Source organism: Microbacterium sp. NPDC056052 (genome assembly GCF_042266785.1).
Classification (GTDB): domain Bacteria; phylum Actinomycetota; class Actinomycetes; order Actinomycetales; family Microbacteriaceae; genus Microbacterium.
Map to the genome: position 1 here is coordinate 422,403 of NZ_JBHJWV010000003.1, position 25,567 is coordinate 447,969.

Here is a 25,567-nt window from a genome sequence, read left to right on the forward strand (position 1 = left end):
GCTCCGGTGGGACGTCGAGAAGCGCGCATCGGTGGCCTCGTCTTCGAGGCCGTCCCTCGGGACCGCACACGGGCGATCGTCGCGACCACGTGGGACGGCGTCGAGGGTGGTCTCGCGATCCGCCGCAACGAGATCGCGCGGCCGGGCGCACACGGGTCGTTCAGCACGCCTGGATACCTCTCCGCGCGTGTGCTGCCGTTCTCCGGACACATCATCCAGCCCAGCCCGCAGGCCATGCTCAACATGCGCAACCTGCTCATCGGTCTCGGCGACGCACAGTCCCGCCGCCTCGACGTCGATCTCGACGGCCTGGACGTGTGGATGCGGGTGGCGGCCGCCGGGCAGCCCGTCGTGCAGATCAGCGGATCCGACCCGTGCACAGCGAAGTTTGACGTCCAGTTCTGGGCGGCGAACCCTCGCATGTACGGAACCGAGCGGACCTACGCGGCCGGCGAGCAAGTGTTCCACCGCGGCAACTTCCCTGCCGACCCGGTCATTGAGGTGACCGGTCCGCGCGGGGCGTACACGATCAGCACGGACGCGGGGAAGAGCATCACGGTCGGGCAGGCGCTCGCGGCCGGGCAGACGCATCGTATCGAGATGCGCAGCGGTCGCCTCTACCGCGACGGGGTGCTGCAGATCGGTGCGATCACCGCCGGCGGGACGTGGACGATCCCGCCGACCGCACCGGGGGTCGTGCACACGATCAGCGCCGTCGGGTCCATGTCGATCATCGTCACCGACACGTACATCTAGGAGGTGCCCGTGTGGTCGCACTGGATCTGTGACTCCCAGACGGGCATCCGGTTGCAGCAGGTGCGTCCATCGGCGTGCCGGTGGAAGTCGTCGATCACGAGCATCGGGGACGCGTCGCACAGCTTCCAGTTGCGCGATGAGGAGACGAAATTGGACCGGGCGACGTGGCAGAACCTCGCCATCCCGTGGGCGCGGTCGGTCGTCACCTGCTGGGACGATGTGCCCGTGTACGCCGGCCTCGTCGGCGGGTGGGGGTACGACCCGTTCACCGGTGTGCTCGAGATCCGCAGCAAGGAGGTCCGCGTGATCTTCGGGTCACGGATGCCGTTCCAGGTGCCCGAGTACACGCCGACCGGTGTGATGGCCGTGTCGGGGAAGTCGCTGCGCGGGATCATGCGACAGATCCTCTACTGGGGCGCGCTGAAGAGCCCGCCCACGTCGGGGTGGTGGTTGCCGATCGTGCTTCCCGGTGACGAGGGCGGGTCCGAGGCGCGGTCCTGGCAGATGTACAACTTCGAGACGGTGGAGCAGCTGCTCGGGCAGATCGAGGACGCCGACGGTGGCCCTGACCTGAACCTTCGTCCGCGGTGGTCCGCGACCGGATCCCTGGAATGGGAGGCGCGGATCGGGTCGCCGCTGCTCGGCGGCCCGACCTTCGAGTACGACCTCACCGCACCGGAGCATGGGCTCACGTCGTTCCCCGTGTCGGCGGACGCGTCGAAGCAGCTGACCGGAGTGTTCGGGCTCGGCAAGGGTTCCGAAGCCGACATGAAGTATGGTCTCGGGCGGAATAGCGATGTGCCCGGCCCGACGATCCCGAACCTCGACGCCACCCGGTCGTTCAAGACGCTCGCGGATCCGGCCGTGCTTACGCAGCGGTCGATCTCCGAGCTCCGCGCGTTCCGGTGGCCGTCCAAGGTCACCAGCCCGAACCCGCTCGCGTCGGATGTCCTCCCGTCCATGGTGCTCGGATCTACGATCCGCGCGTGGATCTCGGGCGACGACTTCCTCGACGACGGGTGGGCGTCCGCGATCGTCACGAGCATGTCGGGCGACCTGTCCGAAAAACTCACCTTGGAGGTGCTGTGAGACGCGACAACCCGAACGACTCGGAGATCACCGACATCAAGCGGCGTCTCCGCGAGCTCGAAACGGCGTCCCCAGTCGGGTCAACGTCGGTCACGAGCGGCGTGCTGCGCATCGCATCCCCCGAGGGGCTCCTCGTCGAGGGTTCCGCCTACGTGTCCGGGATCCTCCACGGCGACGGCGAGTTCAACTGGTCGGGCGACATGAACCTCTCTGGATCTCAGAACGTTACTGGGCCCGTGACCTTCACTGGTGCCGTCGTCGTGAACGGGAATATCTCGATCAACGGGGCTGCATCAATCAGCGGCACCACCACGATCAGCGGGGCGACCACGTTGAGCTCCACGCTCACGATCTCCTCCGGGCAGATCCTCGCGGGAGACGTGACGGTGACGCCCACAGGCGGCGGCCGGGTGCAGGTCGGCGGGCTGTGGATTGACGGCGCGCTCGGCGGATCCATCCACTCCGGCAGCACCATCAACATGGGAGATGGTGAGACGACGGCAGTGCGCGTCGTTGGTGGGTTCACTGCAAGCCGGATCCTTGCGCTCGGGACGATCACGGGGACAGAGATCAGCGGCACCAGTCTCGACATCTCCGGCGCGAAGAGCTTCCGCATCGATCACCCCACGAAGCCGGGCACCTGGCTTCGACATGGATCCACCGAGTCGCCAGTGTCAGGCACCGAGTACACCGGCCGCGCGACGCTCGACGGAGACGGGCGGGCGGTGGTCGCACTCCCGGACTACTTCGAGGCGCTGAACAAGTCCGTTGGACGGACCGTCCAAGTAACACCTGTGGGAGTCCCGTTCATGGTCGGCGCTGACGACGTCGCAGACGGGAAGGTCACACTCTACGGCGAGCCCGAGCGGGATGTGTTCTGGCTCGTCAAGGCAGAACGCCACGGCGCCGACTTCCTACTCGAAGAGAGCCAGCCTTTCCAGGAGGACGTATGACGACCGTGACCGTAACGGGGAACGCTTGGACCCATGCGGGGCAGCCTTTCCCCGCGGCGATGCACCCGGAGTTGTGGTTCCGGCCGCTGGCGAACACGGTCGGTGCGGATGGTCTGCTCGCCGGTGTCGAGGTGCAGGCCACGCTCGCCGCTGATGGGAGCTTTACTGTGCTGCTCGAGTCTGAGCTTGGCGTGTATTACCGGCCGTTCATGCGATGGGTCACGAATCCTTCTGAGCAGGATCCCGCGAACTGGGCGTACCGGTATGCGGAGTGGGAGTTCCTTGTCGTGCCCAGTGACGGCGGGGATATCTCCGACCTGATCAACCACTTCCCTCCGGGGGCGATCATCGCCGCGTTCGGTCCGCCGCTGTCGGGTGTGACGAACGTGGTGTGGGTCGACCTTGAGGACCAGACCGATGAGGGCGCCATGGTGTGGGCGCCGGCAGGGAGCTGACGCATGATCTCGCAGATGGTTCAGGTCGGTCGGCTTCAGGTCGCGACGCCGGCCTCGATGGCTATGGCGATCCGTAATCCGACTGAAGCGCAGGCCGAGGTCGACGCGCGGATTGTCCCTGTGGCGACGACGGTGATCTCGAACAGTCCCGAGTTGATCGATGCGGCCGCGGAGCGTGCGCTCACGACCGCGAATGTGTCGCTGACGACTACCCCGATGGTTCCGAGTCTCTTTGAGCTGGAGACGTTCCCGCTGGGCGGGGTGCTGGTGAGGGACCCGCGTGGTCGGGTGCTCTCGTACACGCCCCCGGGCGGCCCTGAGCAGTATGCGGCCCCGATTGTGGAGTCGGGTATTCAGCGGTCCGCGGTCGCGTTCGATGGTGTCGGCTGGGCGCCGTTCGTCCTCGCGGACGGGCGCCTCCCGGGGACGGTCCTGGATACGTGGGGTCGTCCTTCCTCGGCGACGGTGGTCACGTGGCGGATGATGCTGGACTGTCTGCTGTCGTGGGTGGCGGTCGGGGACTCGATCACGCAGGGTGTTGGCGGGGGCGGGACGACGTGGCCGGCGGAGTTGTCGGCACTGCTGGGGATCGAGATCGCGAATCGTGGCGTGTCCGGGTACACCGCGTCTGAGGCAGAGCTGACCGCGGGCGGGCTCACTGTTTCCGTGTTCGGCACGATCGCGACCAGCGGTGCGTCGTCGGTGACGGTGACGGTCACTGAGGGGTACAACCCCAGGGATGCGGCGGCACGGTCATTCCCCGGGACGCTTCAGGGTGTGACCGCGGCAGGTGCGCGCACGACAGTGCAGGGCACTCTCTCAATCGACACGGGCGGGGCGTGGTCGTTCACTCCGGCGGCGACTCTTCCCGCAGCGGTGGCGATGGCGGCGCCGTTCATGTTCCAGTCGTCGTCGGTCACCGTATCCTCGCACCCGTTCCTCTGGTTTGCGGGCCGTAACGAACCGTCCGATTCGGATGTTGTCGCGGCGTTGCAGTCTCGGGTGAATCGTGCCCGTTCGCATGGTGTCCCGTATCTGATCCTGTCGACCCTGAACGCCCAGTCGGAGCCGTCCGGGTCATCCGGGTACGCCACGATCCTGGCGCAGAACGACGCGAAGAAGACGGTCGATCCTGCCCGGTTCGTGGACATCCGGAAGCTCTTCGTGCAGTACGGCCCGGAGGTGTTGGGGACCACCCGCACGACGGCGGATGCGACGGCGTTGACGGAGGACCGTCCGGCCCCGTCGCTGATGTCGGATGATCTGCACCCGAACGCGAACGGTTACCGGGCGATCGCCCGCCTGCTGGCCCCTTATCTGATCCGCATTCTCGCGGAGATCGGAGTTGTCCTGTGAAGACCACCGTTCAGACCAGCCCGTCCGCATCCACGGGCGCGGTCGCCCCGTCGCTGTTCCCGGTTCCGGTGCTCGCGGTCAGTGACCCGCAGCCCGCGTACCGGTTCACGGCAACGGACTTGTACCAGTTGGCGACCGGGTCGGATGTCACCTCGTGGCCCTCCCGGGACGGGTCTTTGTCGTGGACCCCGAACGGTCCGGCGCCATCGATCGAGATCGTTGACGGGCATGAAGCCCTCACCCTCAACAGTGGTGAGTTCTTCAACTTCCTCACGATCCCGGGGCTGTCGACCAGCGATTTCACGGTGATCGTGTATGCGAAGATCACTACCCCGTCCAGCGGTAACGGGACGATCATCGCGACTGGTTCTCAGCAGTGGCGCATCAGCACGACCCGGACGCTCAACACGTCCGGGTTCTCGGGCGGGTCTCTCGGCGCACCGTTGATGCCTACGGGGTGGGATGTTGTCGCGTTCTCGCTGCAGTACGCGGCGATCGGCGCGACCCGCAACGCCCGCCTGACCGCGGGCGGCGACGTGTCATCTGCGACGAACGTCACGTCTGCGTCCGCGCACCCCGGGAACGTCTCTCTTGGCTACGGGGGTGGGGGTGGGGCTGTAATGTCCGTCCGCGAGGCCCACATCCACAAGGCCTATCTGACCGACGCGCAGATCGCCGCGCGTCGCGCCGAGCTGAAGACCTACTGGGGCTAGGACGCGTGGAACTGGTCGCGGCACTCACACTCGGTCGGGAACCATTCCTCGCCCTCACCTGAGTTCGTGATGTGTCTGCATCGCGTCCGCGGTGGCCGGAGATGCAGCGCGAGACGGATGGCAACCGAAATGTTGCTCGCTGGAGTCCGACCGTGGCTGCAGGCAGGGCATCGGTTGTCGCCGCCGTGTGCGCGGCCAACCGGGGCGGGTCCGCCTGTGTCTGTGCGCGCGTCAGTGACCATCTCCATTTCTGCAGTCTACGAAGAAACCTGCCCCGTCACGCATGGCGGGGCTTCGTCGTACCACCGAAAGGACGTCCCGCTCATGCCCTACGCCTACACGACCCGCGACGGCTGCCGTGTGCAGGTCGACGTCGCCGCGGCGTTCGATCGACTCGCTGCCGCGTTCCAGGCGGCGTGGGGTCTGACCCTCGGTGTCACAGACGGCACCCGTACCCGTGAGGAGCAGGCCGCGCTCTACCAGGCGTACCTCAACGGTGGCACGCTCGCTGCCGCGCCCGGCTACTCGAACCATGAGGAGGACGGACCGCGGGGGCCGCGGGCGCTGGACGTGCACGACTCCGGCGACGACCCTGGGGTGACCCGCTACGGCACCCCGCGCGCGAACTGGCTCCGCGCCAACGCTCCCGCGTACGGGTTCGATCCGGCCGGGTACTCGTTCTCGCAGACGGAACCGTGGCACGTCGAGTACACCGGATCCCTCGACGGTTCCAGCGTGGCGCTCGAGGCGAACCAGCGCCGCGCCGGCGCCGACGGAGTGCGCGCACGTCGCGCGCCGTCCACGTCCGCGGAGGTCGTCGACGCGAGCTTCCTCGCCCCGGGCGAGGTCGGCACCTTCGCCGGCTACGTCACCGGTGAGGCCGTCGACGGTGAGAACCGGTGGGCGAAGGGCGCTTTCTCGGGCCTGTTCTTCTGGCTCGGCGGCCTCACCCCGCAGAACGTGGACGGGCTGCCGCTGCTGGACGCACCGAAGCCGACACTCGCCGCGAACCAGAGGCAGGCGGACAGCGATGGGGTGAAGGGTCGCGCGACGCCGTCGACGGCTGCGGCGCAGACGACGTTCCTTGCGCCGAACGACGTCGGCGACTTCAACGGATGGACGCACGGCCAGGCGGTCGACGGTGAGGACCGGTGGCTGCGCGGCGCGTACTCCGGCGCCTGGTTCTGGCTCGGCGGGCTCTCACCGCGCACGGTCGACGGGCTCACTGAGATCAAGGGCACGCCGACGCCGCCCGCAACGGATCCGGCGCCGCCCACGCGTCCCAACGACGACCCCGCCGTTCCCGGCGTGTGGCTCGGGAAGTGGTCCGCGAACCGCGAGGCACGTACCGGCCGGGTGCAGTACTTCGTCGTGCACCACGCGGCCGACACGCGCACTCCGGACGTGCAGGTGCAGCGGTTCATGAGCCCGAACGACCGGGAGGTGTCGCCGACGTGGTTCGTCGGTGCGGACGGTCTCGCCCGGAAGATCGTGCACCCGGACGACCGGCAGTGGACGACGGGCCGGATCATCGACCAGCAGGCCGTGACCGTCGAGACGCAGAACACGACGGGCGCGCCGGCATGGGGCATCTCGGATGCCGCGCACGAGCAGATCGCGCAGCTCGTCGCGTGGGCGTCGAAGCGGTACGGGTTCCCGATCGACCGGGATCACGTCCTCGGCCACAACGAGGCGCGCGCGAAGCTCGACCCGAGCATCTCCGCGACCGCATGCCCGGGCCCGGCGATGGATCTCGGCCGGATCGTGGACCGCGCCCAGGAGCACGCGGCGGGGAATCCGCCGCCGGCGCCGGGCCCGCCGACTCTGACGCCGGAGGCTGCCGGGTTCTGGCAGTGGTTGTTCGAGCAGCTCAAGAAGTGGTTCGGAGGTGGGAAGTGAATGGCCGGATCCAGGTGAACGGCAAGGTTCGGATCATGGGCGCGACGCACGAAGACGGGCATATGTCGTTCCCGGCGGAGCCGCGGCGCGCACGCACGGAGGACGAGTGGGTGCATTCCCGCCAGTCGAACATCCAGCACGGGCAGAAGCGCCCGCGGCCGGTGTCCCGCAGCGCGATCCTCGTCGCGTCGTCTGTGCTGGTCGCGGCGCTCGCTGTGCTCGTCGTGGAGGTGTGGCAGGTGGTCGCCGCATGACTGGGCACCGCAAGCGGCGACAGATCCCGTGGTGGGTGGTGGTCGGCATCGGTGTTGTCGTTGGTGTCGCCGCCCTCATCTGGGCGTTCAGCCTCCACGACGACGCCGGCGACGCGCTCATCGACAAGGACACCGCACCAATCCTTATCACCCTGTTCACCGCGACGGGAACGATCCTCGGGCTCGTGTTGCAGCGCACCCGCGCTGTGGAGCACGAGGTGAAACCGAACTCGGGGAGCTCAATGCGTGACTCCACGAACCGCACCGAGCAGAAGGTCGACGCGCTCGTGGATGCGGTCGCTCACCTCGAGCGGGCGCACCGCCAGCAGGGCACGGACATCATGCAGCTGCGCGAGGACCAGCAGCAGACCCGTGCCGACCTCTCCGGCCAGGCCTCGGACATCCGCGGCATCCGAAAAGACATCGGCCGTGTGGCCGACGCACTCACGAAGGGAACATCATGAGCAGCATCCCTCCTCTCACCCCGATCGACAACGCACCGGTCACGGACGGGCCGTCGTTCCTCGCCCGGTCGAAGAAGGCCGTCGCGGGTGGTATCGCCGGCGCCGTCACCGGCGGCACTGGAGCCCTGACCACCGCATTCGCGGACGGATCGTTCAGCCAGGCCGACGCGTGGCTGATCCTCGCCGCGGTGGTCGGCGGGTTCGCCGTCGGCTTCGCCGGCGTGTGGGGCGCCCCCGCCAACGCCCGCTGATCACCCCATCAAGAACGCAAGCCGCCCCCGTCGCTCTTCGGAGAGGCGGGGGCGGCTTGCGTCGTTGGCGCCGCGGTCAGACGCGGCGGACGGAGAGTAGCTGGTAGCCGTCGGGGACCTTCGCCTTGAGCGCGGCCATGTCGTCGGCTTCGATCTCGGTCACGCCGTCTCGGCGAGCGATCGTTCCCTCGGCGGTCATCGTCGTGTCCTTCTTCGACATCGCCACCGGCGCGGAGATCGTCTCCCACCCGGCCGGGGACTGCTCGCGGATCAGGTCTTGGATCTCGTCGAGCTCTTCGGCCTGCACGGTGATGGTGCGCGTCTCGCGCGGGCGGATCATTCCAATGAGCACCAGGACAGCCTAGGCCGCCGGGGCGATCACGGTCGGGTCGTCGCGGTCGACGGTGCGGGTGTTGTTGACCTTCCGGTCGACGACGTATTGCTCGATCGTGGACGCGATCGCCGTGGAGGATCCGTCGAGGAGGGCGAGCATGTTCTCCCGGCCGGGACGGTCGAGCTTGACCGGTTGGAGCCATGCGTCCATGGCGTCGGGGGTGAGGAACGCGGGCATGCGATCGTGGACCTCGCCGCCGGCGTCGCGCGCTTCACGGGTGACGACGACGAAGCAGCGGGTCTGCTCGCCGCGCACGTCCATCGACCACGTGAGGCCGGCGGCGGCGAGGAGCCCGTCGCTGTGGAGGTAGTGCGGGATCTTCGCACCCTTCTCGCCGGTCCATTCGAAGTAGCCGCGCATCGGGACGACGCAGCGCGCCGCGGTGAACGCCGGCGCCCAGAACCCGGCCGCGAGCTTCTCCACCCGGGCGTTGATGAGCGGGGCGCCCGGGCGCATGTTCTTCGGCTTCTCCCAGTCCCAGCGCACGAGCTCGAGGAACCGGCCGTCGCCGCGGTCACGGACGATCGGCGCGGAGTCGGTCGGCGCGATCGAGTAGGAGCCGTGCCATTCCTTCCACCAGTCCTGTGGGTCGCCGCCGCCGGCGACGAACTCCTGGATCAGCTCGTCGGTCTTGGCGTTCATCGCGAATCGTCCGCACATGGCCGCCACCCTACGCCCCGCCGCCGGGACGTGCGGCCGAGTACTTCGCCCTGATCTCGGCCACCCACGCCATGCGCGGCTCCTTCGAAACGGGCGGCGCGGTCGCACTGCCGGGGAACATGGAGCGGAGCTCGCTGTCGTGCACACGCTCGACTGCGGCTCGCAGCGTCGTTGAGTAGCCCAGCAGCGTACCGATGTGCTCTGCCCGGAACCGGGTGAGGCCCTCGACCTTCACGATGCGTACGAGCCCGTAGGGGCGCTGCAGGCTGTCGATCATGACCCACACGCCTGGCTCAGGTTCAACGGTGGCGAGCATCGGGTGCCACCGCGGGGAGTCGTCTTTGGGCATGCGGGGAGCGTACGCCGTGGCGCCGACATCACGCCTGGTCGAAGTCTGGCCCGTCGAACTCGGGCGGCATGACGACGCCGGTCGGTCGCGGGTGGATGACGCCGTGCTCGGGGCAGGCGAGCGCGCCGCCTTCGTCGCGCAGCATGACGCCGCACAGCGGGCAGACCGCGCTCACGAACCCATCGTCCTGGATCGCGTTCTGCATGCGGTCAGCCTATGTCCGTGGCCGGTGGCAGCATCACCCGCATGCGCAAGGATGGACGCCCCCTAGTCACCGAGTTCCCGGTGACTGCCGAGGACATGATCGAGTACCACCCGCGATGCGACGGCCCGTATCCGATCCCGGAGGGAGCGATCACGTGCAGCTTCGGCGAGGTTGTCGTCGATCGCACGGCATGGATGGACGCGGACATAGACCTCGACGACGAAGGGCTGTGGGCCCCGTGAGTCCGGCGGAGATGCTCGCGTTCGAGGAAGCAAACCCCGGGTGGTCGAGCAACAAGGAGATGCGGATCCGTAACGAGCTCGGTATGACCCCGCCGCGGTATCTCGTGCTGCTGATGCGTGCGGCTGAGAGCGTGGAGGGGATGCTGGCAGATCCGATCACCGCGCGGCGCGTCCGCACGCCGGGGCGTCGGGAATCCGTCGTTTACTCGTCGAATTGAGCATGTTCCTAGGTTTACCTGGGGGTACTGCGCTGCGGTTGGCCCGCATGAAGTAGCCGACGGGATGCTCTGGTATGCCCCACTGGACATCAGTGGGTTCTGGGTTCGAGTCCCAGGGGGTGCACCACGGGATTGGCCCTCTTCTTAGCAGACGCTAGGAAGAGGGCCTCTTGCTTTCCTCACAGGCAGTTCCCCGCATGGGCCGGCCAGTTGTTTTTCAGGCGTTTTTGCCCCTCCAGCGGCCTTTTTATGGGCTTCCCTACGTTCGACTTCGCACTCGTTCTCGCTCGTGTGTACAAACTCGCGTCGGTGCCGCGCATGTGGTGGGCATGGATGACAAGATGACTACTCCGGCCCCTCTGGCATCCGACGCCACTGGGAAAGCCAATGCGCGGCTCACTGAAGGAACTCGGCGGTGCCGATGCGGAGTGCGCGACGCTGCTGCAGGCGCCAGACGACAGCACCGACTACTGCCCATCCGATTCCCGTGAGCATGCACAGAGTAAGAGAGAACCACGCCGAGGATGTTGTCCCAGACGTCATGAACTCTCGCGCAGCGGTAGTCCCATGCGACAGCGGCAGAATGCCGAGGGGTATCTGCGCCCACGCAGGGAACAACGTCAGCGGCGCCACGACACCGCAGACGAGCGGCAGGAAGTAGCCCGCAAGGTTTGCGGTGACCAGGGAATCACGAAGAGACAGGCTGAGCGCTGCGAGAAAGTACCCCAGGCCAACACTGCCCAGAACCGCGGTGGCCACGGTAAGCAGCGCTAGCGCCCACCCGCTTGGCGAGACAGATGCTGCGGATACCAGAAGCAATGAGACCGAAGTGATGGACCCTGTAACGAAGCCGATAATGGTGGGCACACTCAATCGGCCTGCCGACAGCATGATCGGTGGTCGTGGCGCGGTGAGATGAAACGTTGAGGTTCCTTCGAACCTATCGGTCGCCAGGAGCGAGCACGTTGCGACCGTCGCCTGGATCGCGCCCACGGCGAGCGAAGCCGCAAGTGCATCGGCGGGGGTGAGCGCCGTTGTGCCCCCGGTCGCGAGCATCACATAGAAGAGCGCAGTCAACAGCGGGACTGCGGCCAGGCGAACGAGAAGGGTTACAACAGTCCTTGTCTCAGGCAGGGAGTTGATGGCGATCCTGGCGCCGATCATGAAGCCGCCGATCATGACATCGCCAACGTGCCATCGACACGTGCCCGCTTGATGGCGACGCGGAGCCCAAAGCCGGCAACGATCAAATAGAGGGCCGAAACAGCCACTGAAACGCCCGCCCATCCGAGGGCTGGGATGACGTCGGGCTGTCGCGAGACGAGCACTGCGGACGTCAGAGGGTGAGCGAGAGCGAAGGGCAAGAGCCACGAGGGGAGCGTGGTGAACGGTGCCACGATTCCGACAAGCATCCACACCGGTGTCAAGATGAGCGGCTCGAAAGCTCGGGCGGACACGCTGACAACGAAGACTGCCGAGAGGACCGCTGCGGACGCGACGCACGCGACGGTAGCAGTGAAAAGACCGAGCAACACCGACAACGACAAGTGAACGTTGCGAGTCAGAAGCAGCTGGAGAAGAACGGCAACGGGAATGCCGATCAGACCGATCAACGCAGCCGCGGATGTGAGGGGCCCGAACACGACACTGGGCTGGCGGACGGAGAAGATCTGAAGCTCGAGCGTGCCCTGGAACCGTTGGAACCCAATGAGTCCGACAGCGGTGGTGGTTGTGGCCCACATGCCTGCAGCGCTCGCGTCAAACCATGCGAGTCCGGGCACGATCGCGCCCGAGTTCAGCGCGCCCAACGCACGCATCAGCAGGAACGTTACCGGCGTGAGTAGAGCAGTCTGAACAAAGAACGGGATCCGGAGAAGCTGACGCATGTGAAAGGCAGCAATGGATACGTACGCGATCATACGCTGTCACCCGATTGGGTCGATGTTCTCCGGTTCTCGAGGAATGCCAGATAGGACTCCTCCAGCGTCGGGCGGCGCACGCCTACAGGCTCCAGATCCCATGCATCGGCGAAGTCGGAGTGAGGAGACACTCGGCTCCACGCGAGGTCGATCTGCCAGCCACCGTGTCCTTCCGCGGTCACGACGGTCGCGACGCCTTCGAGAGCTCGCAGCGCAGATTCAAGTTCAGGTGTCAGGGTCCTCGCTCGGAAGCTCGACACACCCGTGAGCTTCGCTTCCACGGCGATGTCGGCGACATTGCCTGACGCGACCACAGTTCCGGCATCGATCACGACGACCCGATCCGCGAGCTCCTCGGCTTCCTGCATGTAGTGAGTCGTGAGGAGAATTCCCGTGCCGGTGGAGCGGAGATCGCGAACGATGCTTCGCAGTTCGCGTGCGCCATGAGCGTCGATGCCGATCGACGGCTCATCCAGAAGAATCAGCTCCGGCTCAGCGAGAAGCGCTCGGGCGATGTGGAGCCGCTGGCGCATCCCGCGGGAGAAACGCTCCACCGGATCAGAGCCGTGCTCGGCGAGTCCGACACGTTCCAATACCTCAGCGATGCGTTCTCTGCGTCCCTTACGGGGTACGGCTTGAAGCTCGCCAAAGAACTGGAGATTTTCGGCCGCGGACGACCGCATGTAAAACCCGCGGTCGCCTCCAAGAACGAGCCCGGTTCGCTCGCGAGCGAACTTTGGTCGGGAGACGATGTCGACCCCGGAAAGCTCGATTCGACCCGATGACGGCTCCAGCAGGGTCGCGATCATCCTGATCGTCGTCGTCTTCCCCGCCCCATTCGGTCCGAGCACGCACACGATCTCACCACGATCGATCTCGAACGAGACATCTTTTACCGCGTGAGTTGTCTTCCGCTTCTGAACGTACGTTCGCGCTAGCGAATCCACCTTCAGCAGTGGGCTGGTGGCCGAGGCGGTCATGCGGCAATCCGATATCGGTCGAGGCCGGCGGGGTCTCGTTGCAGCTGGTCAAGAAGGAGAAGCGCCTGCTCGTCCCTGCCCTGCACATGAAGGGTGGCGATCATTGCTTTGCGCACGGCCGACAGCTGTGTAGGGGCGCCCTCAAGCTCGAGCCTGGAGATAGCTTCGACGAGATGTGCTTCCGCGGTGTTGAGTTTGTTCGACCTGTAGGCCATGTAGCCGGTCAAGCTGAGGGCTTCGGTGACGGACGTCGGATCGGATTCACGCGCCCAGGTGAGGTGCTCTTCCGATGCTTCATATGCCGTATCGAATCCGTGTTGCATCGCCTCAAGTTGGATCTGATTTACGGTCGACTGGGCGTAATAGCGATTGCGCTCGCTCGCTCCCACGCAAACGAGCCCGTTGGATCGCAGTGCGGTGCGAGCAAGACTGAGTGAGGCGTTTGCCTCCTGGCCGTTCTTGCGCTTCGTCCAGATCAGAGCCCGCAGGTTATGCCCGACGCCCTTCATCACTTCGCCATCTCCGCAGCTGATCCGGCGCTCGCGAACGAGCGCGTCGATACGAGCTTCCCGATCGCCGAGGATCGCTTCGCCAGCATCGAGGTTGTTCGCGCGCTTGATGAGCCATGCGGCCAACCGAATCGTTGCCATCGACCACGAGAATGAGGTCGCTGCCGAATCGACGGCTTGCGTGAAACCGGTCCGCGCGGCCGGGTTCTTTACCGCAGAGAGCGCTGCCGCCGCGTAGGTGAGTTCGCCGGTGCCATAGTGCTCCGGCTCTGCAAGCAGGGCTGGTGCGATAGCAGCCACAAGCGTCCACTGCCCAGCGAAGTTGAGGAGCGCGTCGAGGGTCGCTTCAACGTAGCCAGCTGTCTTCCGATTCTCCGTGATGACCTGGAGGACCTGGTCGGGTTCGAGCCGGCGAAGGTACGAGTCGACGTCGATTCCCTGCATCGAGGCGACTTCGCTCAGGTATACCTCTGCGTCGCTACGCGTGCGAACCCCCAGATCTGAAGCGAAGTTTGGAGCAAGCGGTGTCCGCTCTCGCGTCGTGCTCGTGATGGACGCGATCAGCGCCCGATCTCTCATCGAAGCCGGCAGGCCATCCGTGTCCAGGAGGGCCAGGGCGAGTTCCGTGACGGGCGTCGTCATCGTCTGTTCCTTCGCGTTATCCGGAAGAAGGGGGCGCCAGCTGCTGGCGCCCCCTTCCGACCTACTATGCGCCGTGGTTCCACGTCCAGCCGATAGAGCTGACGTACAGCGGCAGGTCGTTGACCTCATCCATGATGTTCTCGATGGCGCTCATCGCATCCTCCTTCTTTCTCGACAATGAGATGCTCGAACGAGCCCCCCAGTCGCACGCTACGGTCCACGGCAGGCGGAAACAAATTGGACGTAGTCGAAAAATGGGTGTAAGAGTGCGGGAGCCATGATCAACAGTGGCCACTCCTGCGGCGGCGCGGACGTGGAGGTGATTCGCCTGGCAAAGAACAACCTGTCTCCGGAGCCAGCGGCGGGGAGCCCGTGGCGGCTGCGCACAGCGCCGGGTTCGAGCGAGTACACGATGCACCGCGAGGGCGACGGGCTCGTCTGCCAGGTCGGCTCGACCACGCTGCGCTACCGGGCGAGGGCGATCGAGGATCTGCACGCCTGGCTGGTGGCCCAGGGCGACTGGGTCGCGCTGGGAGCCGCGGACGAGCAGAAGCCGGCGGCCGAAGGCACCGTGGAGGCGTTCGGCCGCGCCGAGGACAATCCCGTCGGCGGCTGGTACGGCCTGCGCAAGGGCTATCGCGGGCGCTTCGGCATGTATCTGCCTCCGCTCCTCGAGCAGCTCGGGCTGGTGGAACGGGAGCACAACGCCCGGAACAACCGCGTCCGCGCGCTCTGAGCGCGTTCCTGCGTACTCAGACGACCCGCACGGACAGCAGCCGATATCCCTCCGGCACCTTCGCCTCGAGCGCGGTCATGTCGTCGGCCTCGATCTCCTGCACGCCGTCGCGGCGCACGATCGTGCCCTCCGCGGTGAGGACCGTGTCCTTCTTGGCCATCGCGACCGGTGCGGACGCGAGCTGCCATCCCTCGGGGGTCTCGGCGGCGAGCAGATCCTGGATCTCGTCCAGCTCCTCGGCCTGCACGGTGTGGGTCTTGGACTCGACGGGGCGGATAAGTCCGATCAGCATGTCTCCAGCGTAGGGCCCGCCGCCGACGACGAAGCCCGCCCCGCGCAGCATCGTGCGGGACGGGCCGTTCGCGGCACCCGTTCGGGTCCGGGTGGGGATCCTCAGGCGGCGTCGCCGATGAGGATCGCCTCCGCATCCTCCGCAGCGTCGTGCGAGCCGCGGTCGATGTGCGCGAGCGCACGACGACCGAACAGCACCACGAGCGCGGCGATGAGCACCGAGACCCCCGCGAACAGGTAGGGCACGGTATCGCCCCAGAGGTGCGACAGGAGCGCGGCGACCGGCGGGGCCACGGCGCCGCCGATGAAGCGCACCGCCGAGTAGGCGGACGATGCGACCGAGCGGGGCAGATCCGTCGCCTCCATGACCGCCTCGGTGAGCACGGTGTTCATGATGCCGAGCAGCAGGCCGCCGACGATGATGCAGATCACCAGCGCCATCGGGATCGCCACCAGGATCCCGGCGACGATCAGATCGATCGCCAGCAGGGGCAGCACGAACAGGATGATCCGGGTGATCGGCATGCGACGCAGCAGGATCGGAGCCACCCAGACGCTCGTGACCGCCAGCGCGATGCCCCAGCCGAAGAACGTCAGGCCGATGCCGATCGCGCTGAACCCGAGCGGGAACGGGGAGAACGCCAGCAGCACGAAGAAGCCGATGTTGTAGAACAGTGCGGCGACGGCCAGCACGCCGAGCGCGGGCCGGCCGAGCGCCTTGAACGGCGCCGAGAAGGGCACCGGCTCGCGCTTCTCGAACGGACCGCGGAGCAGCGTCAGCACGGCGATGAAGCCGATCGCCATGAGCGCGACGACGCCGAAGAACGGGCCCTGCCAGGCGACCTCGCCGAGGAGGCCTCCGAGCAGCGGGCCGATCGCGATGCCGAGACCCAGGGCGGCCTCGTACAGGATGATGGCGGCGCTGGAGCCGCCGCTCGCCGCTCCGACGATGGTCGCGAGCGCGGTCGAGATGAACAGCGCGTTGCCGAGACCCCAGCCGGCGCGGAAGCCGATGATCATGTCGACGCTGCCGCTCAGGGCGCACAGCAGGGCGAAGACCACGATGAGCGCGAGGCCGATCAGGAGAGTGGCCTTGGCTCCGATGCGACTGGAGATCCAGCTCGTGAAGAGCATCGCCACACCGGTGACGAGCAGGTAGCTGGTGAACAGCAGCTCGGTCTGCACCGGCGTCGCCTTGAGCGACTCGGCGATCGCGGGGAGGATCGGGTCGACCAGCCCGATGCCCATGAACGCCACGACGCAGGCGAAGGCGACCGCCCAGACCTGTGCGGGCTGTCGCCAGATCGATACCGAGGAACCGGTGGAAGTCAACGTGCTGTCCTTTCCAGAAGCGAATGCGTGTGCAGGATCTCGGCGGCGCGGGAGAGGTGCTCCCAGTCCGTGTCGTCGAGGTCGCTGAATCGCGGAGCGAGGATCCGCTGGATCTCGTCGCGCCAGGCGTGCAGGGCGGCGCGCCCCTCGGCTGTGATCGTGACGACCGTCGCGCGGGAGTCCTCGGGGTCGGGGGAGCGGAGAACCAGACCCTCCTGCTCGAGCTGGCCGAGCATCCGGGTCATCCCGGGCTGCGTCGTGCGGCTGGCTCGCGCCAGCTCGCCGACCCGCTGCCCGTTGTCGCGGTCGAGCAGACTCAGGGCCCGCCACTGCGCCGCAGGAGCGTCGTTGCCGGCCTCCTGTGCGGCGATCCGGGTGAGCGCGTGCGTCGAGAAGACGATCGACTGCAGGATCTCTCCGTGATTCATACCGGAAGTATATAACCGATGGTATGTAAATGACAAGGCGGAGCGAGCTGAGGACCGGCGCAGCGCGCCAGGATCCACTCGGCGGAGCGCCGCGCTCAGCGTGAGGCGCGGCCGGCGATTCGGGCGGAGAGCTGATGAGCGTGTGCGAGCAGGGTGCGTCCGAGCAGGGGCAGGCGATCGGGGCCGAACCGGAATTCCACTCCGGTGAGGCTCAGCGCCCACTCCGGACGACCGTCGCGGTCGAACACCGCGACGCCCATGCCCCAACTGCCCTCGACGATCAGGCCGGGGTTCACGGCGTACCCCCGAGCCTTCGTCTCCGCCAGGCGTCGGCGCAGCGGAGTCTGGGCGTGCGTGCGCCCCCAGCGCTCGCCGAGTTCGGGATGACGGGCGAGGTACGCATCCACATCGTGGTCAGGCAGGAACGAGAGGATGGCGAGCCCGGCGCTCGCGACCCCGAGCGGGAACCGTACGCCCTCGCTGAGCACGAAGGAGCGGATGGGGAAGGCGCCCTCTTCGCGCAGCAGGCACACGGTCTCGTCCGCCCTGCGCACCGAGAGGAACGCGCTCTCCTCGGTCTTCACCGCGAGGGAGCGGACGATGTCGCGCGCGAGTTCCGTGATGTCGTAGCGCGCCGCGGCCACTGTTCCCATGAGGTAGAGCTCCGGACCGGGCATCCAGAGGGCGGTCTGCGGATCCTGGTCGACGAGGCCCTCCGCGCGCAGCGCCGACAGCAGCCGGTGCGCGGTCGAACGGCTGAGTCCTGAGATCGCGGCGAGTCGCTGCAGCGCCGCTCCGTCGGGCGAGGCCGTGACGAGGCGGAGCAGTTCGGCGGCGCGCGCGATGGCCTGGGCTCCAGGGACGGAGCGCTTCGCGGGAGACGCCTGTTCCATGATGTGGACGCTACCGACGTGGGCGACCACATCGCAAGCGCGGTCTTGAATGCCCCGCCGCCCCAGCGCAGAGTGGAGTCGTATCCCACACGAAGGAGTGGCGCGTGATCGACAAGCAATGGGCCTCCGCGGCGGACGCGGTGGCCGACATCCCGGACGGGGCCTCGCTCGCTGTCGGCGGATTCGGGCTCTCCGGGAATCCGAGCGCGCTGATCGGGGCGCTCCTCGCGCAGGGCACGTCAGGTCTCAGCGTGGTCAGCAACAACTGCGGCGTCGACGACTGGGGGCTCGGGCTGCTCCTCGGCGCGCAGCGGATCCGCAAGATGACCTCGTCGTACGTGGGGGAGAACAAGGAGTTCGAGCGCCAGTTCCTGTCCGGTGAACTGGAGCTCGAACTGACGCCGCAGGGCACGCTCGCCGAGAAGCTCCGCGCCGGCGGATCCGGCATCGCCGCCTTCTACACGCAGACCGGGGTCGGCACCCAGGTCGCGGAGGGCGGGCTGCCGCGGCGCTACGCCGCGGACGGGTCCGTCGCGATCGCCTCGCCCGCCAAGGACGTGCGCACCTTCGAGATGCACGGGCAGCCGCGGGAGTTCGTGCTCGAGGAAGCGATCACCACCGACTTCGCACTCGTGCACGCCGCGCTCGGCGACCGGCACGGCAACCTGATCTTCAACAAGGCCGCGCGCAACTTCAACCCGCTCGCCGCGATGGCGGGGCGCATCTGCATCGCCCAGGTCGAGCGGCTCGTCGAGCCGGGGGAGCTGGATCCGGATCAGGTCCATCTGCCCGGCGTGTATGTGCACCGTGTGGTCGAGGTCGGATCCGACATCGAGAAGCGCATCGAGCGGCGCACCGTGCGCCCTTCGAACGGCGCCGGGAACGGGGAGGCCTGACATGGCACTGACACGCGACGAGATGGCGGTGCGCGCGGCCCGCGAGCTTTCCGACGGATCCTACGTGAACCTCGGCATCGGGCTGCCCACGCTCGTGCCCAACTACGTGCCGGAGGGCGTGACGCTCGTGCTCCAGTCGGAGAACGGCATCCTCGGCGTCGGCCCCTATCCCACGGAGGACGCGGTCGACCCCGACCTCATCAACGCCGGCAAGGAGACCGTCACCACGTTGCCCGGCGCGGCGTTCTTCGACTCGGGGCTCAGCTTCGGCATGATCCGCGGCGGCAAGATCGATGCCGCGATCCTCGGCGCGATGCAGGTGAGCGCCACCGGGGATCTCGCGAACTGGATGATCCCCGGGAAGATGGTCAAAGGCCCGGGCGGCGCGATGGACCTCGTGCACGGCGCCGGCCGCGTGATCGTGCTCATGGAGCACGTCGCCCGCGACGGCTCCGCGAAGATCGTGGACGAGTGCTCGCTGCCGCTCACGGGCCGCGCGGTGGTGCATCGGATCATCACGGATCTGGCCGTGATCGACGTCACGCCGGACGGCCTGAAGCTCGTGGAGCTCGCACCAGGGGTGAGCGTGCAGGATGTGAAGGATGCGACCCAGCCGACGCTGCGGGTCGCGGAAGGACTGGAGTGATCATGAGTGCAGACGACATCGTCATCGTCGCGGCGGCGCGCACGCCGCAGGGGCGTCTGAAGGGTCAGCTGGCCTCCTTCACGGCGCCGCAGCTGGGTTCGCTCGCGATCCGCGGCGCGCTCGAGCAGGGCGGGGTCGACCCGGCCGAGATCGACGCCGTCATCGTCGGGCAGGTGCTGGCCGCAGGTTCCGGGCAGAACGCCGCCCGGCAGGCCGCGATCGGAGCGGGCATCGGATGGGACGTCCCCTCCCACTCCGTCAACAAGGTGTGCCTGTCGGGGCTCACCGCCATCATCGATGCCGCGCGGATGATCCGCACCGGCGACGCCCTCACGGTGGTCGCGGCCGGCATGGAGTCGATGACGCGGGCGCCCCACCTGATGATGGGTTCCCGCGACGGCTGGGCCTACGGATCCGTCGAGGTTCTCGACCACATGGCGTACGACGGTCTCACCGACGCCTATGACAAGGAGAGCATGGGTGCGTCGACCGAGCGGCACAACCCGCGCTTCGGGCTCACCCGCGAGGCGCAGGACGAGGTCGCGGCGCGGTCGCACCAGCGTGCGGCCGCGGCACGCGACGCGGGCGTGTTCGAGGGCGAGATCGTGCCCGTCAGCGTGCCTCAGCGGCGCGGAGAGCCTGTGGTCCTGGCGTCGGACGAGGGCATCAGGCCGGAGACGACCGTCGAGACGCTCGCGGGACTGCGGCCGGCGTTCGCCGAGGGCGGCTCCATCACGGCGGGCAACTCCTCGCAGATCTCCGACGGCGCCTCGGCGGTCGTCGTCACCACGCGCGCCAACGCCGAGGCCAAGGGCTGGCCCGTGCTCGTCCAGGTCGGAGCCAGCGGACAGACCGCAGGTCCCGACAACTCCCTCCAGGAGCAGCCGGCGAACGCCATCCGGCGGGCGCTGGAGAAGCAGGGCATCACGGCCGCGGACCTGGATCTGGTCGAGATCAACGAGGCGTTCGGGGCCGTGGTCGCGCGGTCCGAGGCCGTGCTCGGCCTGGATCCGGAGATCGTCAACGTGCACGGCGGCGGGATCGCGATCGGGCACCCGATCGGCGCGAGCGGCAACCGCCTGGCGGTGCACATGGCGCACGAGCTGGTACGCCGGGGCTCCGGCACCGCGGTGGTCGCGCTCTGCGGCGGCGGCGGTCAGGGCGAGGCCCTCATCCTCACGCGCTGAGGCGGATTGTGAGGGCGGCGCGCGTTCGAGCACTGCTCCCGTCGCAGTTGATGCCCCTGAGACTCGCTCAGAGCGGCATCGATTGCGACGGGAGCGGCTGTGGGCGCTCCCGTAGGATCGGCGCATGACGACGATCCAGGCTCTGACGGCGGCCGACCGCGACGACTGGCTGCCGCTCTGGCAGGCGTATCTGACGTTCTACGAGTCCGTCCTCGCCGAGGACGTCACCGCGTCGACCTTCGCGAGGATCGTGGATCCGGCGGGAGACATCCAGGGCGCGATCGCCCGTGGCGACGACGGCCGTGCCGTCGGGATCGTGCACTGGTTCGCGCATCCGGCCACGTGGTCCAAGACCGGCTACACCTACCTCGAGGATCTCTTCGTCGATCCGTCCGTCCGCGGAGGCGGCCTGGGCCGCGCGTTGATCGCGCATGTGACGGACGCCGCCCGCGCCGCAGGCAGCGACAAGGTCTACTGGCTCACCGCAGAGGGCAACACGACCGCACGCGCGCTCTACGACCGGGTCGCAGAGCGCAGCGGCTTCATCCACTACCAGATCGATCTCGGCTGACCGTTTCGCAGTCCCCGTGCCCGTCCGATCCGGTCCCTGAGCCCGTCCGATCCGGTCCCTGAGTCCGTCGAAGGGCTCGCCGGGTTCAGGCCTTGTCGGCCTTGCGCTGCGCCTTGAGTTCGGCCTTGAGCTCCTTCTTCGCGCGCTTGTACTGCACGGGGGCGACGGGGGAGTCGAAGGAGACGGACTCCCCGCGCTCGTCCCGGCGGTAGTCGACGATCGCGCCCACGGCGAGGGCGATCGTGATGCCCCAGCTCAGCCACGCCAGCACGGCGCGCCAGGTGATCGGTGCGTCGCGCGTGCCGCGCAGCAGTGCGATCCCGCTGGTGACCGCGCCGAACAGACCGCTCGCGAAGAGGTAGTTGCGCATGGCATCGAGTCTAACCAGCGCGCATCCTGACGCGCGGGACCCGCTGTCCGGAAGGTCGATCGGCTCGGTACACTGGGCCGATCACCGTTGTGCATTACCGGCCGCCGGCTCTTCCGGCGGAAAGCGGCGGCACCTGACTGCGTCCCCCCTCGTGCGGCGACGCCAGAGACCTGTTCCGCCATGACCACTTCGCACACCTCGCCCGTCCTCGCCGTCCCCAGCCTCTTCCGCAGGGTCGGCCTGCCCTATTTCGTCATCGCCTTCGTCGCCCGCCTGCCGTTCGCGATGATGGTCGTCGGCGTGCTCACCGTCGTCGTCGCCGCGCGCGAGTCGGTCGCTCTCGGCGGGCTCACCTCCGCCGCCGTCGGCATCGGAACCGCGTGTTTCGGCCCGCTGCTGGGCGCCGCGGCCGATCGCCGCGGCCAGCGGATCGTCCTCGCCGTCGTCGCGGTCGCCAACGCCGCGGCCCTCGTGGGGTTCACCCTGGTCGTGTACTCCTCGGCCGCCGAGCCGTTCGTGCTGCTGAGCGCGTTCGCGATCGGGGCCACCGCCCCGCAGGTCTCCCCGATGTCGCGGTCGCGGCTGGTCACGATCATCGCCGAGCGCGTGCCCGCCGAGCGCCGCTCGCGCACCACGTCGTCGACGATGTCGTACGAGTCCGCGGCCGACGAGACCGTGTTCGTGTTCGGCCCGTTCCTGGTGGGCGTGCTGGCCACCGCGATCGCCCCGTGGATGCCGCTGGTGATCGCCGCGGCCCTGATCCTGGTCTTCGTGGGCGCCTTCGCGCTGCACCCCACGGCCGCCCACGTCTCCACCCAGCGCGGCGCCGACGGCCGCGCCACCTCGCGGGTCTCCGAGCTGTTCCGTCCGAAGCTGCTCATCGTGGTGGTGGGCATGCTCGGCGTCGGCGTGTTCTTCGGCGCCATGCTCACCTCGCTCACGGCGTTCATGACCGAGCACGGCCGCCCGGAGGAGGCGGGTCTGCTCTACGGAGCGCTCGGGGTCGGATCCGCGATCCTCGCCCTCGGCGTCGCCTTCCTGCCCGCGCGTTTCCCCCTGCCGGCCCGCTGGCTGCTGTTCGCGGGCATCCTGTTCGGCGGCAGCCTCGGGCTGCTGTGGGTGCGCGATCCCCTCGGCATGCTCATCGCGCTCGCCGTGATGGGATGCGGGATCGGCCCCACGCTGGTCACCCAGTTCAGCCTGGGCGCCGCGTTCGGCCCGGTGGACCGGTCTGCCACGGTCATGACGATGCTCGGATCCGCGATGGTGGTCGGGCAGGCCATCGGCGCCGTGTCGACGGGGCAGGTCGCCGATGCCGCGGGAGCGCAGGCGTCTCTGTCGCTGCCGGTGTTCGCGGCGGGCCTGGTGCTGCTCGCCGGCATCGTGAATGCGGTGCTGGCGCGGGGCGGACGCACCGCGTCCTGACGCCGGACCACGTCGACCGACACCGGGTGACTAGCCTGGAGGAGGCATCCCCCGCTGCCGTGAGGAGCTTTCCCATGACTTCGTCCACCCCCACCGCCTCGTTCGTGATCATCGCGAACCGGCTGCCGGTCGACCGCGTGCCGGGCCCCGACGGCGAGGTGATCTGGCGTCGCTCACCGGGCGGGCTCGTGGCCGCTCTCGAACCCGTCATGCGGTCCGTCGACGGCGCCTGGGTGGGCTGGGCGGGGCAGCCGGACCTCGAGCTCACACCGTTCACCGAGGACGGCATCCGGCTGCTGCCCGTGACCCTCTCGGCGCAGGACGTCGAGGAGTACTACGAAGGATTCTCGAACGACACGATCTGGCCGCTCTACCACGACGTGATCTCCTCCCCGCAGTACCATCGCGAGTGGTGGGACGCCTATGTGCGGGTGAACCGCCGGTTCGCCGAGCGTGCCGCGAGTGCGGTCGTCGAAGGCGGCACGGTGTGGGTGCACGACTACCAGCTGCAGCTCGTGCCGGCCATGCTGCGAGAGCGCCGGCCCGACGTCACGATCGGCTACTTCCACCACATCCCGTTCCCCGCGCACGGCCTCTACGCCCAGCTTCCCTGGCGTGATCAGGTGCTGCAGGGCCTGCTCGGCGCCGATGTCGTCGGGTTCCAGCGCGCACAGGACGCGACGAACTTCCTCGCCGCGGTGCGCCGGCGGCTGCGGCTCGACGTCAAGGGCTCCACGGTCTCCGTGCCCTACGGCGGCCCGCGCACGGTGGTCGCCCGCGCCTTCCCGATCTCGATCGACACCACGCCGTACACCGAGCTCGCCGCCCGCCCCGACGTGCGCGCCCGCGCCGCGGAGATCCGTGAGGGGCTCGGCAACCCGAAGAAGATCCTGCTCGGCGTCGACCGCCTCGACTACACCAAGGGGATCCGGCACCGCATCAAGGCATTCGGCGAGCTGCTGGACGAAGGCAGGATCTCCGTCGAGGACGTGACGCTCGTGCAGGTCGCCAGCCCCAGCCGCGAGCGGGTGGACGCCTATGTGCAGCTGCGAGACGAGATCGAGCTGGCCGTGGCGCGCATCAACGGCGATCACGACACCATGGACCACACCGCGATCCGGTACCTGCACCAGGGATTCCCCCGCGAGGAGATGGTCGCCCTGTACCTGGCCGCCGACGCCATGCTCGTGACGGCCCTCCGGGACGGCATGAACCTCGTCGCGAAGGAGTACGTGGCCACCCGCGGCGATCAGCGGGGCGTCCTCGTGCTCAGCGAGTTCACCGGCGCCGCCGACGAGCTGCGTCAGGCGGTGCTCGTGAACCCCCATGACATCGAAGGCCTCAAGGACGCGATCATGCAGGCCGTGGAGATGCCGCCGCGGGAGCAGTCGCGGCGGATGAGGGCCCTGCGCAAGCGGGTGCTGGAGAACGATGTGAACGCCTGGTCGCGGGACTTCCTCGCGGCCCTCGAGAACGTACGGAGCACACGATGACCCGCGACTGGACCGTCGCCGCAGAGAACGACCCCGCCCTCGCCGCGATCGCGGCCACCCCGCGCCTGCTGGTGGCGCTGGACTTCGACGGCACGGTCTCGCCGCACGTGGCCGACCCGATGTCCGCGAGGGCCCTGCCCGCGGCCGCGGCCGCGGTGGACCGCCTCGCCGCGCTGCCGGACACGTTCGTGGCGTACGCGTCCGGGCGGAGCCTGCACGACCTGCGCGAGATCACCGAGCACGAGGACGGATCCCGGATCCTGCTCGCCGGATCCCACGGCGCGCAGTTCTGGTTCCCCGACACGGGGGAGGAGACCGACCTCTCCACGGAGCCGGCCGACCGCGCCGAGGTCATCGACGAGCTGCGCGCGCTGATCGCGGATCTCGACGGCGTCGTGTACGAGCCGAAGACGTTCGGGTTCGGCGTGCACACCCGCAGCGCCGCGCCGGGGCAGGAGGAGCTGGCCTTCGTGCGCGTCGAGAAGTGGGCGCCCGAGCGGATCCCCTCGTGGCGACGGCGCACCGGTCATCACCTGCGCGAGTACTCCTGGCGGGACGAGGGTAAGGACGCGGCGCTCTCGCGGCTGCGTGCGCACGTCGGCGCCACCGCGGTGCTGTTCGCCGGCGACGATGTCACCGACGAGGACGGCATGCGCACGCTCGGCGGCGCGGATCTGGGCGTGCGGATCGGCGCGGGCGAGACCGCGGCGACTCTGCGCGTCGCGGATCCGGCGGAGTTCGCGGTGCTGCTCGACGCCCTGGCGGACGCCAGAGCAGCCGCACAATAGACTGCTTCCATGCGCGCGCAGCACGGATCCGGTCGTCGGCCCGTCATGCGCGCGGGCGGGCGTGACGTCGATCATGGGTTAGGCTTGATGCACGTTCGAACCGGGGCAGGCACAACCGGATCCCGGATCGGACGCAGAGCTCCGGTGGTCTCGCAGACCGCCGGGCGCGATGGTGATCTGAATCGGGTCGATATCGCGGCTCG

Annotated in this window: 33 protein-coding genes; 20 read left to right on the top strand and 13 right to left on the bottom strand. The window is 68.2% G+C overall.

The genetic code is table 11. The features are described from left to right. Positions 1-6: 6 nt before the first annotated feature. The 10 genes from ACFC1J_RS08665 (at position 7) to ACFC1J_RS08710 (ending at position 8,190) form a co-directional block, all read left to right on the top strand. Positions 7-756: a hypothetical protein gene (locus ACFC1J_RS08665; protein WP_375904372.1), complete on the top strand. Its 750-nt coding sequence runs from the start codon at positions 7-9 to the stop codon at positions 754-756. A gap of 9 nt (positions 757-765) precedes the next feature. Next, the gene (locus ACFC1J_RS08670; protein WP_375904374.1) at positions 766-1,845 is read left to right on the top strand and encodes a hypothetical protein; all 1,080 of its coding nucleotides are present in this window, start codon (positions 766-768) and stop codon (positions 1,843-1,845) included. Next, complete coding sequence (locus tag ACFC1J_RS08675) at positions 1,842-2,798, top strand: hypothetical protein (protein ID WP_375904376.1); 957 nt, start codon at positions 1,842-1,844, stop codon at positions 2,796-2,798. The genes ACFC1J_RS08670 and ACFC1J_RS08675 overlap by 4 nt, the downstream gene beginning before the upstream one ends. Beyond that, positions 2,795-3,253, top strand: coding sequence for a hypothetical protein (locus tag ACFC1J_RS08680; protein WP_375904378.1), 459 nt, complete (start codon positions 2,795-2,797; stop codon positions 3,251-3,253). Before ACFC1J_RS08675 ends, ACFC1J_RS08680 begins: the two co-directional genes overlap by 4 nt. A 3-nt stretch (positions 3,254-3,256) precedes the next feature. After that, positions 3,257-4,609 carry a GDSL-type esterase/lipase family protein gene (locus ACFC1J_RS08685; RefSeq protein ID WP_375904380.1) on the top strand — a complete coding sequence of 451 codons (1,353 nt, stop codon included), beginning with the start codon at positions 3,257-3,259 and terminating at the stop codon, positions 4,607-4,609. Then, the gene (locus tag ACFC1J_RS08690) at positions 4,606-5,322 is read left to right on the top strand and encodes a hypothetical protein (RefSeq protein WP_375904382.1); all 717 of its coding nucleotides are present in this window, start codon (positions 4,606-4,608) and stop codon (positions 5,320-5,322) included. The genes ACFC1J_RS08685 and ACFC1J_RS08690 overlap by 4 nt, the downstream gene beginning before the upstream one ends. A gap of 324 nt (positions 5,323-5,646) precedes the next feature. Further along, positions 5,647-7,221 (top strand): N-acetylmuramoyl-L-alanine amidase, encoded by a 1,575-nt coding sequence (locus tag ACFC1J_RS08695; RefSeq protein ID WP_375904384.1) that lies wholly within the window; start codon positions 5,647-5,649, stop codon positions 7,219-7,221. Between the two features lie 35 nt (positions 7,222-7,256). Continuing rightward, entirely contained in the window at positions 7,257-7,475 is a 219-nt protein-coding gene (locus tag ACFC1J_RS08700) for a hypothetical protein (RefSeq protein WP_375904385.1), read from the top strand. Next, positions 7,472-7,939 carry a hypothetical protein gene (locus tag ACFC1J_RS08705; protein WP_375904387.1) on the top strand — a complete coding sequence of 156 codons (468 nt, stop codon included), beginning with the start codon at positions 7,472-7,474 and terminating at the stop codon, positions 7,937-7,939. Before ACFC1J_RS08700 ends, ACFC1J_RS08705 begins: the two co-directional genes overlap by 4 nt. After that, a complete protein-coding gene (locus ACFC1J_RS08710; protein ID WP_375904389.1) occupies positions 7,936-8,190 on the top strand; it encodes a hypothetical protein in 255 nt (84 codons plus the stop codon). The genes ACFC1J_RS08705 and ACFC1J_RS08710 overlap by 4 nt, the downstream gene beginning before the upstream one ends. 76 nt (positions 8,191-8,266) lie before the next feature. Here ACFC1J_RS08710 and ACFC1J_RS08715 read toward each other — a convergent pair whose 3' ends face one another. The 4 genes from ACFC1J_RS08715 to ACFC1J_RS08730 are packed head-to-tail and all read right to left on the bottom strand — an operon-like array spanning position 8,267 to position 9,798. Next, positions 8,267-8,542 (bottom strand): hypothetical protein, encoded by a 276-nt coding sequence (locus tag ACFC1J_RS08715; protein ID WP_375904391.1) that lies wholly within the window; start codon positions 8,540-8,542, stop codon positions 8,267-8,269. A gap of 9 nt (positions 8,543-8,551) precedes the next feature. Then, positions 8,552-9,244 carry an SOS response-associated peptidase gene (locus ACFC1J_RS08720; RefSeq protein ID WP_375904392.1) on the bottom strand — a complete coding sequence of 231 codons (693 nt, stop codon included), beginning with the start codon at positions 9,242-9,244 and terminating at the stop codon, positions 8,552-8,554. A gap of 10 nt (positions 9,245-9,254) precedes the next feature. Then, positions 9,255-9,593 carry a hypothetical protein gene (locus ACFC1J_RS08725; protein WP_375904394.1) on the bottom strand — a complete coding sequence of 113 codons (339 nt, stop codon included), beginning with the start codon at positions 9,591-9,593 and terminating at the stop codon, positions 9,255-9,257. A 28-nt stretch (positions 9,594-9,621) separates the two neighbouring features. Continuing rightward, positions 9,622-9,798, bottom strand: a complete 177-nt coding sequence (locus ACFC1J_RS08730; protein ID WP_375904396.1) for a hypothetical protein — start codon at positions 9,796-9,798, stop codon at positions 9,622-9,624. A gap of 17 nt (positions 9,799-9,815) precedes the next feature. Between ACFC1J_RS08730 and ACFC1J_RS08735 the strand changes: the two genes are divergently transcribed. Then, entirely contained in the window at positions 9,816-10,040 is a 225-nt protein-coding gene (locus tag ACFC1J_RS08735; protein WP_375904397.1) for a hypothetical protein, read from the top strand. An 11-nt stretch (positions 10,041-10,051) separates the two neighbouring features. Further along, positions 10,052-10,258, top strand: a complete 207-nt coding sequence (locus tag ACFC1J_RS08740) for a DUF3263 domain-containing protein (protein ID WP_375904399.1) — start codon at positions 10,052-10,054, stop codon at positions 10,256-10,258. 396 nt (positions 10,259-10,654) lie between these two features. Here ACFC1J_RS08740 and ACFC1J_RS08745 read toward each other — a convergent pair whose 3' ends face one another. The 4 genes from ACFC1J_RS08745 to ACFC1J_RS08760 are packed head-to-tail and all read right to left on the bottom strand — an operon-like array spanning position 10,655 to position 14,308. Beyond that, the gene (locus ACFC1J_RS08745; RefSeq protein WP_375904401.1) at positions 10,655-11,437 is read right to left on the bottom strand and encodes an ABC transporter permease; all 783 of its coding nucleotides are present in this window, start codon (positions 11,435-11,437) and stop codon (positions 10,655-10,657) included. After that, positions 11,434-12,177, bottom strand: coding sequence for a hypothetical protein (locus tag ACFC1J_RS08750; protein WP_375904403.1), 744 nt, complete (start codon positions 12,175-12,177; stop codon positions 11,434-11,436). Before ACFC1J_RS08750 ends, ACFC1J_RS08745 begins: the two co-directional genes overlap by 4 nt. Then, a complete protein-coding gene (locus tag ACFC1J_RS08755; protein WP_375904405.1) occupies positions 12,174-13,157 on the bottom strand; it encodes an ABC transporter ATP-binding protein in 984 nt (327 codons plus the stop codon). The genes ACFC1J_RS08750 and ACFC1J_RS08755 overlap by 4 nt, the downstream gene beginning before the upstream one ends. After that, positions 13,154-14,308, bottom strand: a complete 1,155-nt coding sequence (locus tag ACFC1J_RS08760; protein ID WP_375904407.1) for a hypothetical protein — start codon at positions 14,306-14,308, stop codon at positions 13,154-13,156. Before ACFC1J_RS08760 ends, ACFC1J_RS08755 begins: the two co-directional genes overlap by 4 nt. Positions 14,309-14,585: 277 nt before the next feature. Between ACFC1J_RS08760 and ACFC1J_RS08765 the strand changes: the two genes are divergently transcribed. Further along, positions 14,586-15,044: a DUF6855 family protein gene (locus tag ACFC1J_RS08765; protein ID WP_375904409.1), complete on the top strand. Its 459-nt coding sequence runs from the start codon at positions 14,586-14,588 to the stop codon at positions 15,042-15,044. A gap of 16 nt (positions 15,045-15,060) precedes the next feature. Here ACFC1J_RS08765 and ACFC1J_RS08770 read toward each other — a convergent pair whose 3' ends face one another. The 4 genes from ACFC1J_RS08770 to ACFC1J_RS08785 form a co-directional block, all read right to left on the bottom strand. Continuing rightward, entirely contained in the window at positions 15,061-15,336 is a 276-nt protein-coding gene (locus ACFC1J_RS08770) for a hypothetical protein (RefSeq protein WP_375904411.1), read from the bottom strand. Between the two features lie 101 nt (positions 15,337-15,437). Next, positions 15,438-16,667, bottom strand: a complete 1,230-nt coding sequence (locus tag ACFC1J_RS08775) for an MFS transporter (protein ID WP_375904412.1) — start codon at positions 16,665-16,667, stop codon at positions 15,438-15,440. Next, the gene (locus ACFC1J_RS08780) at positions 16,664-17,095 is read right to left on the bottom strand and encodes a MarR family winged helix-turn-helix transcriptional regulator (RefSeq protein ID WP_375904414.1); all 432 of its coding nucleotides are present in this window, start codon (positions 17,093-17,095) and stop codon (positions 16,664-16,666) included. The genes ACFC1J_RS08775 and ACFC1J_RS08780 overlap by 4 nt, the downstream gene beginning before the upstream one ends. A 95-nt stretch (positions 17,096-17,190) precedes the next feature. Further along, on the bottom strand, positions 17,191-17,988 hold the full coding sequence (locus ACFC1J_RS08785) for an IclR family transcriptional regulator (RefSeq protein WP_375904416.1): 798 nt from the start codon (positions 17,986-17,988) through the stop codon (positions 17,191-17,193). Positions 17,989-18,092: 104 nt separating this feature from the next. Here ACFC1J_RS08785 and ACFC1J_RS08790 point away from each other — a divergent pair, with 104 nt between their 5' ends. From ACFC1J_RS08790 to ACFC1J_RS08805, 4 genes are all read left to right on the top strand, one after another. Then, positions 18,093-18,884, top strand: a complete 792-nt coding sequence (locus ACFC1J_RS08790; RefSeq protein ID WP_375904418.1) for a CoA transferase subunit A — start codon at positions 18,093-18,095, stop codon at positions 18,882-18,884. Position 18,885: 1 nt separating this feature from the next. Further along, a complete protein-coding gene (locus ACFC1J_RS08795) occupies positions 18,886-19,530 on the top strand; it encodes a 3-oxoacid CoA-transferase subunit B (protein WP_375904420.1) in 645 nt (214 codons plus the stop codon). 2 nt (positions 19,531-19,532) lie between these two features. Further along, positions 19,533-20,717 carry an acetyl-CoA C-acetyltransferase gene (locus tag ACFC1J_RS08800; RefSeq protein WP_375904422.1) on the top strand — a complete coding sequence of 395 codons (1,185 nt, stop codon included), beginning with the start codon at positions 19,533-19,535 and terminating at the stop codon, positions 20,715-20,717. Positions 20,718-20,841: 124 nt separating this feature from the next. Then, a complete protein-coding gene (locus tag ACFC1J_RS08805) occupies positions 20,842-21,288 on the top strand; it encodes a GNAT family N-acetyltransferase (RefSeq protein WP_375904424.1) in 447 nt (148 codons plus the stop codon). An 85-nt stretch (positions 21,289-21,373) separates the two neighbouring features. Here the strand turns inward: ACFC1J_RS08805 and ACFC1J_RS08810 are convergent, their stop codons facing one another. Then, positions 21,374-21,658, bottom strand: a complete 285-nt coding sequence (locus tag ACFC1J_RS08810) for a hypothetical protein (protein WP_375904425.1) — start codon at positions 21,656-21,658, stop codon at positions 21,374-21,376. Between the two features lie 180 nt (positions 21,659-21,838). On the opposite strand from ACFC1J_RS08810, the gene ACFC1J_RS08815 reads away from it, so the two are divergent. From ACFC1J_RS08815 to otsB, 3 genes are all read left to right on the top strand, one after another. Further along, entirely contained in the window at positions 21,839-23,083 is a 1,245-nt protein-coding gene (locus ACFC1J_RS08815) for an MFS transporter (protein ID WP_375904427.1), read from the top strand. Between the two features lie 74 nt (positions 23,084-23,157). After that, on the top strand, positions 23,158-24,576 hold the full coding sequence (locus ACFC1J_RS08820; protein WP_375904429.1) for a trehalose-6-phosphate synthase: 1,419 nt from the start codon (positions 23,158-23,160) through the stop codon (positions 24,574-24,576). After that, positions 24,573-25,364, top strand: a complete 792-nt coding sequence (gene otsB, locus ACFC1J_RS08825; RefSeq protein ID WP_375904431.1) for a trehalose-phosphatase — start codon at positions 24,573-24,575, stop codon at positions 25,362-25,364. Before ACFC1J_RS08820 ends, otsB begins: the two co-directional genes overlap by 4 nt. Positions 25,365-25,567 lie beyond the last annotated feature (203 nt).